Source organism: Arthrobacter sp. UYCu511, from assembly GCF_040547105.1.
Lineage (GTDB): Bacteria > Actinomycetota > Actinomycetes > Actinomycetales > Micrococcaceae > Specibacter > Specibacter psychrochitiniphilus.
The window spans coordinates 340,961-357,230 of the sequence record NZ_JBEPPB010000001.1 but is presented as its reverse complement, the minus strand read 5'-3'; the positions used below and the strand labels follow the sequence as shown (position 1 = coordinate 357,230).

Annotated in this window: 12 protein-coding genes; 6 read left to right on the top strand and 6 right to left on the bottom strand. The window is 58.7% G+C overall.

Going from position 1 to position 16,270, the window contains the following annotated elements; all coding sequences use genetic code 11:
- Positions 1 to 129 precede the first annotated feature (129 nt).
- From ABIB48_RS01615 to ABIB48_RS01605, 3 genes are read right to left on the bottom strand one after another with little or no spacing between them, the layout of a single operon-like run.
- Complete coding sequence (locus ABIB48_RS01615; RefSeq protein WP_354211564.1) at positions 130 to 1,035, bottom strand: MaoC family dehydratase; 906 nt, start codon at positions 1,033 to 1,035, stop codon at positions 130 to 132.
- Positions 1,032 to 2,408, bottom strand: coding sequence for a 3-oxoacyl-ACP reductase (locus tag ABIB48_RS01610; RefSeq protein WP_354211562.1), 1,377 nt, complete (start codon positions 2,406 to 2,408; stop codon positions 1,032 to 1,034). The genes ABIB48_RS01615 and ABIB48_RS01610 overlap by 4 nt, the downstream gene beginning before the upstream one ends.
- A 4-nt stretch (positions 2,409 to 2,412) precedes the next feature.
- On the bottom strand, positions 2,413 to 3,795 hold the full coding sequence (locus ABIB48_RS01605) for an acetyl-CoA C-acetyltransferase (RefSeq protein ID WP_354211561.1): 1,383 nt from the start codon (positions 3,793 to 3,795) through the stop codon (positions 2,413 to 2,415).
- 65 nt (positions 3,796 to 3,860) lie between these two features.
- On the opposite strand from ABIB48_RS01605, the gene ABIB48_RS01600 reads away from it, so the two are divergent.
- Together ABIB48_RS01600 and ABIB48_RS01595 are read left to right on the top strand one after the other, a co-directional pair.
- On the top strand, positions 3,861 to 4,628 hold the full coding sequence (locus ABIB48_RS01600) for a TetR/AcrR family transcriptional regulator (RefSeq protein ID WP_110106745.1): 768 nt from the start codon (positions 3,861 to 3,863) through the stop codon (positions 4,626 to 4,628).
- On the top strand, positions 4,625 to 6,700 hold the full coding sequence (locus ABIB48_RS01595; RefSeq protein ID WP_315915420.1) for an acyl-CoA dehydrogenase family protein: 2,076 nt from the start codon (positions 4,625 to 4,627) through the stop codon (positions 6,698 to 6,700). The genes ABIB48_RS01600 and ABIB48_RS01595 overlap by 4 nt, the downstream gene beginning before the upstream one ends.
- Before the next feature lie 76 nt (positions 6,701 to 6,776).
- Here the strand turns inward: ABIB48_RS01595 and ABIB48_RS01590 are convergent, their stop codons facing one another.
- Together ABIB48_RS01590 and ABIB48_RS01585 are read right to left on the bottom strand one after the other, a co-directional pair.
- Positions 6,777 to 7,643 (bottom strand): hypothetical protein, encoded by an 867-nt coding sequence (locus ABIB48_RS01590; protein WP_354211558.1) that lies wholly within the window; start codon positions 7,641 to 7,643, stop codon positions 6,777 to 6,779.
- Between the two features lie 35 nt (positions 7,644 to 7,678).
- Positions 7,679 to 8,434 (bottom strand): DUF6318 family protein, encoded by a 756-nt coding sequence (locus ABIB48_RS01585; RefSeq protein ID WP_354211556.1) that lies wholly within the window; start codon positions 8,432 to 8,434, stop codon positions 7,679 to 7,681.
- A gap of 214 nt (positions 8,435 to 8,648) precedes the next feature.
- Between ABIB48_RS01585 and ABIB48_RS01580 the strand changes: the two genes are divergently transcribed.
- Complete coding sequence (locus tag ABIB48_RS01580; RefSeq protein WP_354211554.1) at positions 8,649 to 10,787, top strand: HNH endonuclease signature motif containing protein; 2,139 nt, start codon at positions 8,649 to 8,651, stop codon at positions 10,785 to 10,787.
- A 121-nt stretch (positions 10,788 to 10,908) separates the two neighbouring features.
- Here the strand turns inward: ABIB48_RS01580 and glgA are convergent, their stop codons facing one another.
- Entirely contained in the window at positions 10,909 to 12,108 is a 1,200-nt protein-coding gene (gene glgA, locus ABIB48_RS01575; protein WP_110106213.1) for a glycogen synthase, read from the bottom strand.
- Positions 12,109 to 12,215: 107 nt separating this feature from the next.
- Between glgA and glgC the strand changes: the two genes are divergently transcribed.
- Genes glgC through ABIB48_RS01560 form a run of 3 tightly spaced genes read left to right on the top strand, consistent with a single transcriptional unit; the run spans position 12,216 to position 16,176 of the window.
- Positions 12,216 to 13,661, top strand: a complete 1,446-nt coding sequence (gene glgC, locus ABIB48_RS01570; RefSeq protein ID WP_354211552.1) for a glucose-1-phosphate adenylyltransferase — start codon at positions 12,216 to 12,218, stop codon at positions 13,659 to 13,661.
- A complete protein-coding gene (locus ABIB48_RS01565; RefSeq protein WP_110106211.1) occupies positions 13,658 to 15,097 on the top strand; it encodes an SDR family NAD(P)-dependent oxidoreductase in 1,440 nt (479 codons plus the stop codon). The genes glgC and ABIB48_RS01565 overlap by 4 nt, the downstream gene beginning before the upstream one ends.
- Positions 15,091 to 16,176: a YeiH family protein gene (locus ABIB48_RS01560; protein ID WP_110106210.1), complete on the top strand. Its 1,086-nt coding sequence runs from the start codon at positions 15,091 to 15,093 to the stop codon at positions 16,174 to 16,176. The genes ABIB48_RS01565 and ABIB48_RS01560 overlap by 7 nt, the downstream gene beginning before the upstream one ends.
- The last annotated feature ends 94 nt before the right edge of the window (positions 16,177 to 16,270 follow it).

Here is a 16,270-nt window from a genome sequence, read left to right as displayed (position 1 = left end):
CTGTCACAATTTTGGTGAGGTGGCGGTCCAGGCCTGGAATGGGGTCTCCCCCAGTGGCCTGGACCAGTCCGCCGTCGAGCGGATTCAGGCGATCATTGGAGCCTACCCGTATCAGGAGCCAACAAACCTTTAGTCAGCTGTTACGGTGCCGCTGAAGAAGCGTCTGGTGCTGCGGGCGTTCCATGCGGTGAACTCCGAGCCCAGCCAGAGACCATCCTCAGATTCTCGGTCAAGGACCTCTAAGGCGACGGTGGCAGGCAAGAAGATGGGCGAGTCAAAGCTGATGTCCCAGCTGAAGGAATGCGGTTTGGAACTCGGAACCGTGGCCAGAACGCGGGACGCGGCGTACATGCCATGGGCTATGGAGCGCCGCAGGCCCAGCGCCTTGGCCGTCAGTACGCTCAGGTGGATCGGGTTGAAATCGCCCGATACCGCTGCATAAGCACGCCCCGTATCAACGCCCAGGCGCCACTCTGCGGTGGGTGCTGGCGGCACAAAGTCTTCCCGGAGGGAAGCGGCCGTCGGCTTGTCCAGCCCAAGCAGGAAAACACCCTTGGCCAGGTACGTGGAAATTCCACGCCACAACAATTCCGTACCGTCCGCAGTGTGGATTTCACTCACGAGCTGCACCTGAGTACCGCTTCGGTGACCGCTCAGATCCCGCGCCCAGGCCCGGACGGTCAACTCATCCGTGAAGAGCACGGGAGCCAGCTGTTCCACCTGATTGCGCAGGTGAATCATTCCCAACAGTGGCAGCGGAAAGTCTTCCTGGACCATGACGGACATGGTCACGGGAAACACCAGTGCGTGCAAATAGCCGGAGGGCAACACATCACGGGCCGGCTCTCCCATCAGGTGGGCAAACTCTGTGACCTTGGCAAGATTGGCCTGCACACCGCGGACTTCCACAGCGCGCGACGGCAACGCCACAACGGGTTGGGCCCGGAGCAGCTTGGATTTAGCCGCAGCAGCAGCAGCATTGATGTAAAGCTTGGACAGCGATGGCATCTCTGTCAACAACGTTTCCTCGCTCATTGCCCCACCAAGTTCTGCCCGCACACCCTCAGCACATTCGCCGTGACACCGGCAGCGTTGGGCTGCGCAAAGAAGGCGATCGCTTCGGCAACATCACCGGGTTTGCCGCCCTGTTGAAGGCTGTTCAGGCGCCGGGCAACTTCCCTTGTGGCGAAGGGAATCTTCGCCGTCATCTCCGTTTCAATGAATCCAGGCGCGACGGCGTTCACCGTACCTCCGCGTTCGGCCAACAACGGCGCAGTAGACCAGACCATGCCCATAACCCCTGCCTTCGACGCCGCATAGTTGCTTTGACCCCGGTTCCCGGCAATACCGCTGGTGGAGGCAACGCTGATGATCCGTGAATTGTTACCAAACTCCGGGCTGGCGAGGAACACCTCGTTCATGCGCAGTTGCGAGGCAATATTGACGGCGATGACGGAGTCCCATTTGGCACCATCCATGTTGGCCAACAACTTATCCCGGGTGATTCCGGCGTTGTGCACCACAATATCCAGGCGCCCGTAGCGGGAGATGGCGTGTTCTAAGATGCGCTCCCCGGCGTCAGCACTAGTGATATCCAGCTGCAGTGCCGTGCCATGGATCTCATTGGCAACCGCTGCCAGGTGATCTCCTGCTGCTGGCACATCAACGACGAAAACGGTTGCACCGTCGCGGGCAAGTGTCCGCGCAATTGCTGCGCCAATGCCCCGGGCCGCGCCCGTGACCACCGCAACGGATCCGGTCAGTGGTTTGACCCAATCCGGTTCGGTGACGGATCCTGCGCAGGATGCAGTGAGGAACTGTCCATCAACGAATGCCGAGCGGCCCGAAAGGAAGAAACGCAGCGCCGACATGGCACTGGGTGCGTCCGCTGCAATACCGTTTGCCAGCACAATCCCATTGGCTGTGGCCCCGGCACGCAGTTCCTTGGCCAGTGAGCGCACAATTCCGTCCACCCCGTTGCGTGCCGCGGCAACTGCGGGGGTGTCTGTGCTGGAAGCCTGCCGGGAGATGCTGACCACCCGGGCGTTCCGGTTCAGGCCACGCAAGGCCGCGGCGACGCTGAGCATGGGCGCGGAAAGTTGCTCAGGATGCCCCAGCTCGTCCAAGACCACCACGATGGCGCCCAACTTTTCCTTGGGCGCGGTGTGCCGGCGAACATCTTGGTGCCAGCTAAGCAACACTGTTGCAACGGCGTCGGCCCCTGCTCCTTGGCCAACAACCAGAATGGGGCCCTCAACCAGCGGGGCAAGAGGCGAATACCGCCGCAGGATGGCCGGCTGCGGCAAACCCAAACGCTTTGCCAGATCCTTACCCAGGCCACGGCTGACAAACTCTGTGTACTTGTCTGAATTTTGCTGCGGTCGCGAAGTCTTATTGTGCGGGTTCATGGAATTAGCGCCCTTCCATGATGATGACAACGCCTTGGCCGCCGGCGGCGCAGACCGATATCAAGCCGCGGGCCGGGCGGCCATCCACCTGACCGCGTTCATGGAGCATCTTAGCCAGCGAGGCAACCAAGCGCCCCCCTGTGGCGGCGAAGGGATGACCCGCAGCCAGCGAGGACCCGTTGACGTTGAGCTTGGTCCGGTCAATGGAACCAAAGGCATCATCTAAGCCCAGACGGGTTTTGCTAAACTCCTCGTCCTCCCACGCTGCCAGTGTGGAAAGGACAGTACCGGCGAAGGCCTCATGAATTTCAAAGTAGTCGAAGTCGGCTAGCGTCAATCCGTTGCGGGCCAGCAGGCGCGGGACCGCGAACGCGGGAGCCATGAGCAGCCCGTCCTTGCCGTGGACAAAGTCGACTGCCGCCGCCTCGCCGTCAACGATGTCAGCCAGAATGGGCAGATCGCGTGCGGTGGCCCATTCCTCGGAGGCCAGCAGCACAGTTGCGGCACCGTCAGTCAGCGGGGTGGAGTTCCCTGCCGTCATGGTCGCGGCATCCCCGAGGGACTTGCCGAAGGCTGGCTTGAGCTTGGCCAGCTTCTCCATGCTGGTATCGGCGCGCAGGTTGGAGTCACGGTTCAGTCCGCGGAAGGGCGTGATGAGGTCATCGAAGAAGTGGTTGTCATAGGCTGCCGCAAGGTTCTTGTGACTGGCAAGGGCGAGCTCATCCTGGGCCTCGCGGCTGATCTTCCACTGTGCCGTGGTGAGTGCCTGATGCTCACCCATGGAAAGTCCCGTGCGCGGTTCACCAGTGGAGGGTGCATCCGGGGAGAGATCCTTGGGCCGGATGCGGCTGATGATCTTGGCCTTCTGCCCCATGGTCTTGGCACGGTTCAGATCAAGCAGGATGGCACGTAGACCTTCGCTGACGGCGATGGGTGCATCCGAGGCAGAGTCCACCCCGCCGGCAATGGCGGAATCAATCTGACCCAACTTGATCTTGTTGGAAAGTCCAATCACGGCTTCCATTCCTGTGGCGCAGGCCTGCTGGAGATCATAGGCAGGGGTGGTTGCAGATAGTGCGGAACCCAGTACGGCTTCCCGGGTGAGGTTGAAGTCTCGTGAATGCTTCAGTACTGCACCGGCGGCAACTTCACCAATTTCCTCGTCAGCCAGACCAAACCGGGCCACCAAACCATCTAGGGCAGCTGTCAGCATGTCCTGGTTAGAGGAATGCGAGTATGCGCCGCCCGAACGTGCGAAGGGAATTCGATTGCCACCAACAACTACTGCTTTACGCAGGGCAGCACGGGACGTGGGGGCAGAGGCCACCTTTGCTCCATCCTTCGTGTCAACGGAATGCTGATTCTCTGCTGCTGAGTGGTTTGTCATGAGGCTCTCTTCTACGGGGACACCGATTGTTACTGATACTCAGCGTACCTGATACGCTGAGTATCGTGAACTCGTTACAGCAAGAGCCAACAGCATCCTCCCACTCCTCCTCGCCTTCTTCCTTGGCCTGCTCCGCGGACTCCTCCTTGCCCGGACCTGCCAAGGCCGCTGACGCCTCCCTCGACGGGCGTTCGGTGCGATGGGAATCCCACCGTGAGGAACGCCGTCGTTCCTTGATTCAGGCAACCCGCCGGGCCATCCACAGGCTGGGGGCAGACGCCTCCATGGAGGAGATAGCCGTCACGGCAGGAACGTCAAAGTCTGTTTTCTACCGCTACTTTGGCGATAAGTCAGGGTTGCGCCACGCTGTGGGAGCCGTAGTGATCCGGCAGATGCAGCAAACCATTGCCGCGGCCCGCCAAGGTGCAAGCTCCCCCCGCGAAGGGGTGACCGCAATGATTTCCGCCTACCTTCAAATGGCGCAGACCTCCCCCAACGTCTACTTCTTTGCCACGCTTCCAGACGATGGTGAAGCCCGGCCCTCTGGTGAGTTGACGGGGTTCTTTGACAGCGTCACGGCCATGATCACCGAGCCGATGGGGCATCTGCTGGGCGATCCCAACTCCCCGCTGGTGGATTACTGGCCCCAAGCAGCCATAGGCATGGTGCGCACGGCAGGGGAATTGTGGCTCCAGACCCCGGATCTTGACAACAAGCCAGATTTCACAACCATGGCTGGGCAAATTTCGGCCTGGCTGTTCGACGGCGTGGGGCAGCTTGTCCCCCTCACGCCCCCTCACCGTTCAACAACAGCAGCAGAAGGAAAATCATGACGCAGACAATGAATCCGCTTTCGCCCGCAGCCAACAACAGCGACGCTGGCGTCGATGTTGCCGCGCTGGGTGAACTACTCCTAGGCAAGTGGGCCGATGTTCGTCTTGCAGCCCGCGCCTTGGCAGGGAACCCGGAACTCCACAAGATTGAGGGGCTCACTCACACCGAGCACCGCAAACGGGTCTTCCAACAGCTAGGCATTTTGGTGCAACAAAACGGCGTCCACCGTGCTTTCCCCACCCGTCTTGGCGGTAGCGATGACCATGGCGGCAATGTTGCCGGCTTTGAGGAACTCGTCATTGCCGACCCGTCCCTGCAAATCAAGGGCGGCGTCCAGTGGGGTCTCTTCGGCTCCGCAGTACTGCACTTGGGTAATCAGGAGCACCAGGACAAATGGCTGCCTGGCATCATGAATCTGGACATCCCCGGCTCTTTCGCCATGACGGAGATTGGGCACGGCTCCGATGTAGCCTCCATCGCAACCACTGCCACCTATGATGCCTCGAGCCAGGAGTTCGTCATCAACACGCCGTTCGCCGCTGCGTGGAAGGAGTACATCGGAAACGCGGCCGTAGATGGTATTGCTGCCGTGGTGTTTGCCCAGCTCATAACCAAGGGCGTCAACCACGGCGTGCATGCGTTCTACGTTGACCTGCGCGACCCCAAAACCAAGGAGTTCCTACCCGGAATACAGGGCCGTGATGACAACATCAAGGGCGGACTAAACGGCATTGACAACGGGCGGCTCGCTTTCGACAGCGTTCACATCCCCCGCACCAACCTGCTCAACCGCTATGGCGATGTGGCCCCCGATGGCAGCTACAGCTCCCCCATCGCAAGCCCCGGCCGGCGCTTCTTTACCATGCTGGGCACCTTGGTCCAGGGCCGTGTTTCTCTCAACGGTGCAGCCGTTGCTGCTTCCAAAGTTGCCTTGAAGATCGCCATTCAGTACGCCACTGAACGCCGTCAATTCAACGCAGCCTCAGACACTGAAGAAGTAGTGCTGCTGGATTACCAGCGCCACCAGCGCCGACTATTGCCACTGCTGGCAACTACGTACGCGGCCGCGTTCGCCCATGAGGATCTTCTGGTGAAGTTCAACGATGTTTTCTCCGGTGCGCATGACACCGACGAAGACCGGCAGGATCTGGAGACTCTCGCGGCCGCCTACAAATCACTGACCACCTGGCACGCCTTGGAGACGCTGCAGGAATGCCGCGAGGCCTGCGGTGGCGCTGGCTTTATGGCGGAAAACCGATTTACCTCGTTGCGGGCAGACCTTGATGTTTACGCCACTTTTGAAGGCGATAACACGGTACTTCTGCAGTTGGTGGCCAAGCGCCTTCTGGCTGACTACAGCAAGGAGTTCCGTAACCTGGACTTCGGCGTTCTTGCTCGTTTCGTGGCTGGAGCGGCCGCTGATCTGACCCTTAACAAGACAGGCCTGCGTCAGGTGGCGCAGTTTGTTTCTGACACGGGTTCCGCTCAAAAGTCGGCCAAGGCGCTAAAAGACGCCGGTACACAGCACCAGATGCTGGCTGACCGGGTGCAGACCATGGTGGCCGAAGTTGCTGGAGCTTTGAAGGAAGCTGCGAAGCAGCCGAAGGATAAGGGTGCACAGATATTCAATGACCACCAGAATGATCTCATTGAAGCTGCCCGGGCCCATGCTGAACTGTTGCAGTGGGAATCGTTCACGGCAGCACTTGGCAGGATTTCCGATCCGGGAACCAAGCGGGTTATGACGCGCCTGCGGGACCTTTTTGGCCTGTCCTTGATTGAAAAGCACCTGGACTGGTACTTGATGAACGGCCGAATTTCCATGTTGCGCGCCCGCACCCTTGCCCCTTACATTAACCGAGTGCTTAGCAAGTTGCGGCCGCATGCACTGGATCTGGTGGATGCCTTCGGCTACGGTCCAGAACACCTGCGCGCCACCATCGCCACGGGAATTGAGCGTGAGCGCCAAGATGAAGCTCGCGACTACTACCGTAAGCTGCGTGCCAGCTCAGATGGTCCTATAGATGAGAAGATTTTGATCCAGCGGGCAAAGACTGCCGCCAAGAAGTAGTTGTCTGTGACGTATGGCGGCGGGTTGATTCCGCCGCCGTACGTCTTGCTGGGGTTAGTTTTGTTTGGGGCGTGCCCTAACAGCCGACGCCGTGGGGGTTGACAATGCAATCGTCGGCGTAGAGGTGGGTTTCGGCACGCCAGACAGTGAGCGGCAGTGCTGGGGAGGCGATGTTTCCCTGGCCGGGGATGGGTAGTTCCGGGCCACCATTGACCGAGTAGCTGCCATTAAAGTGTGTTGTGAGTCCGATTGTCAGCCGTCCAGTTTCGGTGTAGACGTGGCTGGTTTGTGTTTGTTCACCGATGCGGTCGGCATGTAGTGGCGCCCCATGGATGGGCGTCGGGCCCCAAGTTGTACCATCGCCGTAATCCCAGGTGTAGCCCGCAGGCGTAGCAGTAATGGTGACGTTTTGGCCCAGCATGCTCAGGTTGAATGTCTGCGTTTTCGCCGCAGCCCAAACGTTAGTTTCCTTCCCGCGGAGAGTATGAGGGCCGGGCTGGCTGCCGAATTCTGCCGCGGCTACTGGGGTTCGCTGAAATTCGTGAGCGATCTGGCCTGCAATCTCGGCAAGTAAATCCCTCGGCTTTTCGCCAAAGATGCACACAGGACCAGAATGAAATGCCCATACTTTCTGGGCAGCATTCTTTAATGTCGAATACCAATAGACCACGGTTCCAGGCTCTCCACCATCGCCGCCGCCACATTCTGGCATTACGGCAGCACATTCCGGAAACACTGCGGAATCGCCTGAGGTACAAGCAACCCGGGCCTCGTAGAGAAAGGGATCTGCTGGACCTGCCGACGGAGTCTGCTCCAAATAGTCTCCACCTCCGGACGGGTTCCATCCCTCGGTGACGAGATCTGAATCGTCCCAGTTCGGAATGTCAATCTCACCCAATGCCAGCCCAATTGGCGGCTGAAGAACAATCGAGATTATCAACATTGCTTGTTGTGAAGTCGCTAGGAAACGTTTCATGATCACTGTTTTGCAACCGCTTCGGCTGTCTGGGCTTGCCAGTGGTTGTCTATAAATCTTGCGACCACGATGTTGGCCCGCGCGCCACCTTGAGGGCGCTCACTCCGCAGAATCTTGTTTGCATCATAGGCCCGAACCTGCGCCTGCTGAATCATGAGGATGACTTGGTAGGTCCCGTCGGGTGTCTGCTCGAAAGACGCCGTTGACTGATGCACTGTCATCCGACCACCAGCAATCCAGCCTCCACTCTCATACAATTCCGCGATCGGTTGATTGACAAATATGCAGGGCTTACAAGCGGGTTCAGTAATTTCCATCAACGGTCCAGAACCGCCAGTCTCATAGACATAACCAAGGGTTGAGTACCAGTATTCAGCAAAGGCAATCAGCCCGTCCTTGGTAAACTCTGTGGCCTTGTCAGGCAAAACTGGGACAGGTACGTTTTCGGCAGGACCTTTGTCCGTAGCGGGTTTGTAGACAGCTGGAGTCGGTGCTGGTTCCGAGGTGATGGCCGGTTGGCTGCCGACAACAGTGGGCGCCCCTGGTGAGCTGGTTGCCATTTCTTTCGGTGCTGATGAGCAACCAACCAAGATCAATATGCTTATTACTGACAGCCTCAGAATGGCTCGACGCCCGCCCGGACGTCCACCTTCAGTGTGGCGCATCGCCTGCCCCCAAGTCTGCTGCCTGACAGCGGCTTCCCAGTAGAAGTCGTTGCGGTTGGCTTGGTTCCAAAATACAGTGCAGCCGCCTGACACGCCACCACGTTATCCACAGCCCAGCTATTGAACTGTTCTGGGCGCCCTCTACTCTGGCTGACAGACTCCAATTCGGTAGTCAGTGGTCCGCTTTCCGGATCTCGACGGCCGTGGTGGCGGTGTTGTTTCCTCCACAGGGGTGTTGGTGATGTGGTGGTCCCCGGATGTGCTTGGTCTCATGTTCTATGTCAGTGCCTGCTAATAGAATAGATGTATGGATACAGCAAGGGGGAACCCGGTCAATCCGGGATCCCTTTCAGGGGCTTTACGAGTTGGTGACCACGTTCATCAACTCCTCAACCTCGCCCACGCCCTATCCACCACCACCGAGCCCATTGGTGCTAACACGGTGGGCGAGCCTGCTCCTTCAGTCCACCCTGATGCTGGTCTTGATGCCAGCCCTGTTCTGGGCCGGGAGGTCAGTGTGGGTCTGGATCTCGGGGTGTTCACTGATGTGGAATGTGTTCGGTGGGCTCAAGACCTTGAGCAACTCCTACGCTTTGGCCAAGCCCTAGCAGTACAAGCCGCCGGTGAACTCAACGAACGAGTCCACGCAGGGCGCTACGCAGAGACCGGAGCCCGAGGAGGCACCAACCTCTTAGTGCAATCCCTGCAACTAAGCACCTCCGAAGCGAACCGGCGCATCCGCCTGGCTAAAGAAGTCCTCCCCATCACCGACACCATTACCGGCGCCACAGCCCCTACCGCTTACACAGGCCTCGCAACAGCATTCTTCAACGGCTCCCTCTCTCAAGAACGGGCCCTTACCGTGGCCCATTACCTCGATGAAGCCTCCCGGCTGGCTAAAAACGCGCGTATCAGCACCGAAGAAGCCACCGAGGTTGAAGAAGCCCTCGTCTCTACCGCCCAACTCCAAGGCCCCGATTTCATCCGTGCCGTAGGCAACCAGATCATGAGTCACCTAGACCCCGACGGCAATAAACCCAGCACCTCAGACCTCATCGCCAAACAAGGCCTGTTCTTCCGCCAACCCCGCCGCGGACTCGTCTCCCTCTACGGCGCCTGCACCATCGAACAATACGAACAACTCTTCGCCCTGATCAGCTTCGCCACCAACCCCAACAAACACACCAACCCCAACACCATCAACACCAACGACCCAGACCAAGAAGACGGCACAGGCGGGACTGCCGGCACAAATACCAGCGGCGGGACAGACACCAGCCGTAACCCAGAATGTACTGGGCAAAGCTCACTTCTAGAACAACTACGCGATCTCTCCGCCCAGTTCACCACCCCCAACCCACCAGAGCCAGAGCCACCCGAGCCACCGGAATTATCTGACCCGCCAACGCTGACGAAAACCACGGAACCAGAACCGGCCAGAGTCACACCACCACCTCTGGGTAACGGATGGCGCCGCAAGCTAGAACCCGGGGAAATACCACCACGGCCACCACAAGCCCCCGAGAACGCCATCGCCCCCGTCTTCGACGGCGATACCTGGTTCTGGTTCGCCCCAGCCGCAACAGAGCATCCAGTACAAGCAGCGGACCCAGTAACTACCGCATCTACCGATAATGCAGTGGACGCGGGGGCTGCGGTGGCTGCAGCCAAAACTGCGGATCCAGTGAATGCTGCGAATGCTGCGGATCCAGCGGATCCAGTGGATGCTGAGGAAACAGTGCCGTGGCCTCATCAGCTTTACGGCATCAACGTCCCAGCCCCGGGCAGCAATGAACCCTTCGAAGGGCTAGATTCCATCGACCCGAACAGCACCGACCCGGCCGTGAAAGACACCCGCACCTACGGACAAAAACTCCTCGACGGACTCATCTCCTGCGTCAAACTCGCCGCCCGCACTGGAAAACTCCCCCTCAACGGCGGCCTGAAAACCCAACTCATCCTCAGCTGCACCGAAGCAGAACTCCGCAACAACACCGCCACCGGCACCGGCACTATCTACACCACCCATAGCGGCCCCATGCCGCTGAACCTCTTCGCACAAACCCTCTGTGACCCTGAGATCACCACCATCACCTACAGCACCGGCCAAAACATCATCAACCTAGGCCGCACCCAACGCCTTTTCACCCCCACCCAACGCAAAGCCCTCTACGCCCGCGATCTCGGCTGCACCTTCCCCGACTGCACCAGCCCCGCCACCTGGTGCGAAGCCCACCACATCACTCCCTGGCAAGACGGCGGCCCCACTGACCTCAACAACGCCACCCTCCTCTGCCAACACCACCACACCCTCCTCCACCACAGCCAATGGCAACTACAACTCATCAACGGCACACCTTGGTACACACCCCCCTTCACCATCGACCCCACCCAAACCAAACGCCGCAACAACTACCACCACGGCCTCCCAAAAAACACCAACTAAGCCACAGCACGGCCGCATCACCAAAAATGCCAGATCATCCCCACAACCGCCGTAAGAAGACAGAGGAGGCCCGGTCATTGACCGGGCCTCCTCTGTCTTAGCTACAACTTAGCTACAACTACTACTCTGGAAGAACGCTCTTATAAACATCGAGAGTCTGCTCCACAATTGACTCCCAAGAGAAGTTATCCCTGGCCCGCTGACGGCCCTTCTCTCCCATCTCACGTGCCCGAGCAGGATCGTTGACAACTTCGATCATGGCTGCGGCAAAATCAGCAACAAACTTTTCCGGGTCCAGCGGTGTTCCAGTTCCATCACTGACCTGCTCGAGAGGAACCAGCAAACCTGTCTCGCCGTGTGCCACAACTTCTGGGATGCCGCCCGTGGCGCTGGCAACCACGGCAGCACCGCACGCCATGGCCTCCAAATTCACAATTCCCAAGGGTTCATAGATGGACGGGCAAGCAAACACAGTCGCGTGACTGAGAACTTGAATTAGCTCAGCACGCGGCAACATGCGCTCGATGACGATGACGCCATCGCGCTGAGCCTTGAGACCGTCAATGAGCTCATTGACTTCAGCCCCGAGCTCCGGGGTGTCAGCAGCGCCGGCACAGAGCACCAATTGAACCTCGGGCGGCAGGTACGCAGCCGCTTTCAACAGGTAGGGCACGCCCTTTTGACGCGTTACCCGCCCTACCCACACCACACTGGGCCGGTCTGGATCGATACCGAGCGAGCGGACAAATCCGTCTTCCTCGTCCCGCTGCCATTGAGCCACATCAATACCGTTATGAATGACTTTCACTTTGGCCGGATCTACATCGGGATAACTGCGCAAGATGTCTGCTCGCATGCCCGCTGATACCGCGATGATCGCTGCTGCCGATTCGTAAGCAGTCTTTTCAACCCACGAGGAAACGGCATAACCGCCTCCCAACTGTTCAGCCTTCCAGGGCCGTAACGGCTCGAGGCTGTGGGCGCTGAGGACATGCGGGATATCATGCAAAAGCGCAGCAATATGCCCGGCCATGTTCGCATACCAGGTATGTGAATGGACCAAGTCTGAGCCTGCGATGGCCGAAACAACCCGTAAATCAACACCCAATGTTTGTATTGCTGCATTTGCTTGTGAAAGTTCAGGAAGATTCTCATATGACGTCACATTTGCGCCATGAAAGTCCTTGTCCCGTTCCTTTCCAAAGGCATGCACATGCAAATCTGCTTTGGCTGCCAAGACACGGCTGAGCTCGGCTACATGCACGCCGGCCCCACCGTAAATCTCGGGCGGAAACTCTTTTGTCACAATGTCGATACGCACACTAACAAGGTAGTCTGTCGGGACACATTTGTTCTAGTGTGAAGTTGTTGTGACCTGCAGATCAGGCCACCGCGAGGTGCACCATACAAGCTGTCGGAGGTTGAATCATGTCAGTCAAGAAGGTTCTGGCGATCGTCTTAGCAGGTGGTGAGGGTAAAAGGTTAATGCCCTTGACAGCTGACCGCGCTAAACCGGCTGTTCCCTTCGCCGGATTTAGGTTAGTCGATTTCGCATTGTCTAATTTGGCAAATTCAGGGTATTTCAAAATTGTGGTGTTGACACAATACAAATCGCATAGCCTTGACCGTCATATTTCGGAAACATGGCGCATGTCAACACAATTGGGTAACTATGTTGCCTCCGTTCCCGCACAACAGCGCCGTGGTAAGAGCTGGTTCCTAGGTAGTGCCAACGCCATCTACCAGTCTCTGAACCTCATCGGCGATGCTGAGCCCGATATTGTGGTGGTGGTGGGAGCCGATCACGTCTACCGCATGGACTTTGAACAAATGGTCCAAAGCCACATCGCCTCTGGCGCCCGCGCAACAGTTGCCGCCGTGCGCCAGCCCTTGGAGATGGCTGACCAATTTGGTGTCATCGAAATTGATGGAACCCCCATTGACGGGGCAATTGGCGCCCACAAGATCTCAGCCTTTGTGGAGAAACCTGAATCGACTCCGGGGCTGATGGATGCCCCTGACCAGTTCCTTGCTTCCATGGGAAACTATGTCTTTGACGCAGATGCCCTGATCGAAGCCCTGGAACAGGACGCGCTCAAGGAAGACACGAAAAATGACATGGGCGGGGACATCATCCCGTACTTCGTAAGCCGAGATGAGGCTTACGTCTACGATTTCTCCACCAATGACATCCCTGATGCCACTGACCGGGACCGGAACTACTGGCGAGATGTAGGAACCATCGATTCCTACTATGACGCGCATATGGATCTGATTTCGCCCATGCCGATCTTTAACCTGTACAACAGGGCATGGCCTATCTTCACGCGTAATACAACCTCTCCACCGGCGAAGTTTGTCCGCGGGGAACAGAACTCGGTGGGAACAGCTCTGGATTCCATAGTCGCCCCTGGCGTTGTGGTCTCCGGCGGTGTAGTGGAGAATTCTGTCCTCTCCAACGACGTCTTTGTAGCCGCAGGTGCACGGGTACAGGAATCTGTGCTCATGGATCGGGTATCGGTTGGCGCCGGCGCCGTTATACGCCGCGCCATCATTGATAAGAACGTCAAGATCCCAGCCGGAGCAACGATCGGTGTAGACGTCGAATTGGACAGGGCTCGGGGTTTCACCATCACCGAGTCCGGGCTCACGGTCCTGAGCAAGGGACAGTTCGTTTCGCCGCCTGACGAGCATGAAAGAAAACTCGCTCTAGAAGCGGCGGCAGAGCTGCCCGAGGCACTGGCCATCGCCATCGACAGGAACCAATTGTCCGAGGAGACGGCAATGAAAATAGTGGAGAATCAACTTTCTGCCATCACCCCCGTTCATGCTGGGTCAATGTCATATGACGGAGAGGCTAGCATTGATGGGTGAGCGCCCCCGAATTAACCCCTGAAGAGATCCAAAATTGTCTTAAGGTTTTGGAGTCCATCCATGTCTACGACGAAGAGCACCCTGACTATGTTTCGGTTCGCCGAGCTACAGGAAAAATGTTCAAGGCAGTCAAACGGCACCGTCGAGTGGTCAAGCGTGATGCGATCAACGACGCCGACAAGGCAGTGATCGCGTTGACCGCCACCGCGGCTCCGGATCGCATTGACGATGAGACTCGGGGCAACAAGCTCAAACCCTCAACGACTGGTGACACGGCGGGAACGCTTCTGCGTTCCCGCCCGTGTTACATCTGCAAACAGCACTACACCCTGGTAGACGCGTTCTATCACCAGCTGTGCCCGGACTGTGCCGCTTTCAACCATTCAAAGCGCGACGCGCGGACCGACCTCAGCGGCAAACGCGCCCTCCTCACGGGAGGCCGGGCAAAAATCGGTATGTACATTGCCTTGCGCCTCTTGCGCGACGGGGCCCACACCACCATCACCACTCGCTTCCCCAAGGATGCTGCCCGCCGCTTCGCCGCCATGGAAGACAGCAGCGAATGGCTCCACCGCCTGAGCATCGTCGGCATAGACCTGCGTGATCCAACCCAGGTTGTGGCCCTGGCTGATTCCCTCAACGAAGCCGGCCCGCTGGACATCATCATCAACAATGCTGCACAGACAGTTCGCCGCTCCGGCAACGCCTACAAACCGCTCGTTGACGCTGAACTTGAGGAGTTGCCCACCGACTCCCCCATGCCAGAACTGGTCACATTTGGCCATGCCCACGACAAACATCCGCTAGCCCTGGCCACCCAGATGATGGAACACCCGCAACTGGCTGGCAATGAAATTGCCGCTTTGGCGCTCTCCATGGGCTCGGCCTCTTTGGATCGCATCGAGGCAGGCACAGCCATCGACGCCGGAGGCCTGGTTCCTGATGTGGCGGCAATCAACAGCTGGACCCAGGTAGTGGACCAGGTGGACCCGTTGGAAATGCTTGAAGTCCAGCTCTGCAACGTCACGGCACCTTTCCTGCTGGTTTCGCGTCTTCGCCCGGCCATGCAGGCTTCCGCAGCCCACCGCAAGTACATTGTTAATGTCTCCGCCATGGAGGGCCAGTTCTCCCGTGCCTACAAGGGCCCGGGCCATCCGCACACCAACATGGCCAAGGCCGCATTGAACATGCTGACCCGCACCAGCGCCCAGGAGATGCTGGAGACCGACGGCATTCTGATGACGGCAGTTGATACCGGCTGGATCACTGACGAACGCCCGCACTACACCAAGGTTCGCCTGGCCGAGGAAGGCTTCCACGCGCCACTAGATCTGGTGGACGGAGCTGCCCGAGTCTATGATCCCATCGTCATGGGCGAATCTGGCGAAGACCAATACGGTGTCTTCCTCAAGGACTACAAGCCCAGCCCATGGTGAAGCCCGACGCCGGCCGGCAAGCCTTAGGGGACGGCATACGGAAGCTGGGGCCTGGAATGGCTGTAGCTTTTGCGGCCGTGGCGCTCTCTTTGGTTGTTCATGCCCTGATACCGATGCTGCCAGCCATGACGGTAGCAGTGGTACTGGGCATTGCCGCCGTCAACCTCCCAGGCACCTCAACACTGTGCCAAGGACCGTGGCGCGCCGGGTTGAACTTTGCCGGGAAGCATCTGATGCGCGTGGGAATCGTCTTTTTAGGTCTGAAGCTCAGCCTAGGAGACATCATGGATCTGGGCTGGTTCAGTGTTGCACTGGTGGTTACTGTGGTGCTGCTCAGTTTTGCTGGCACCTACGCTTTGGGGAAGCTTTTTAGGCTGGCCGGCGATCTACCTCTTCTGATTGCCACCGGCTTCTCCATCTGTGGAGCTTCCGCCATCGGCGCCATGGCCGCTGTCAAGGGGACCAAACATGAAGACACGGTGCTGCCAGTGGCCCTTGTGACACTGTGTGGAACACTGGCGATTGGTGTACTGCCGCTGCTGATGCATCCTCTGGGTCTCTCCGCGCTGCAGTTTGGCCAATGGGTGGGCGCTGGCGTTCATGACGTGGGACAGGTGGTGGCGACGGCACAGACGGCGGGAAACGTTGCGCTCAGTGCGGCCGTGGTTATCAAGCTCACGCGCGTAGTGCTTCTGGCACCTATTGTGGGAGTAGCCGGGGGTGTGGAACGCCGCCGCCAGAAGGGTGAGCTGGCAGCACATCAAAGCCGTTCAGACGCAGCCCCAACGGATACAAGCACGGCGAAGGCTACCCGGTTTCCGCCCGTAGTGCCCCTGTTTGTGGTGGGCTTCCTTCTGCTGGCCGCGATTCGAACCACGGGCTGGTTGCCGCAGAGCGTCATTGAAGGGGGCGCCCTGGCTCAAGACATTGCCTTGGGTGCTGCACTCTTTGGACTGGGTTCCAGCGTCCGGGTCCGGGACCTGTTGGCTACCGGACTGCGCGCAACCGCCATGGCCATGTGCGCCTGGGCCCTTATTGCAGCGTTGGCCTTTGGCGCCGTGCACCTGATGACCCCCTAACATCCTTGGGTGTCTTGATACACTGGGCGCCTCGTGGCCTTGGACGCCCAGCTTCCTTTAGTCCGTGCTTGCTTTGGTGGCGGTACATGATTGA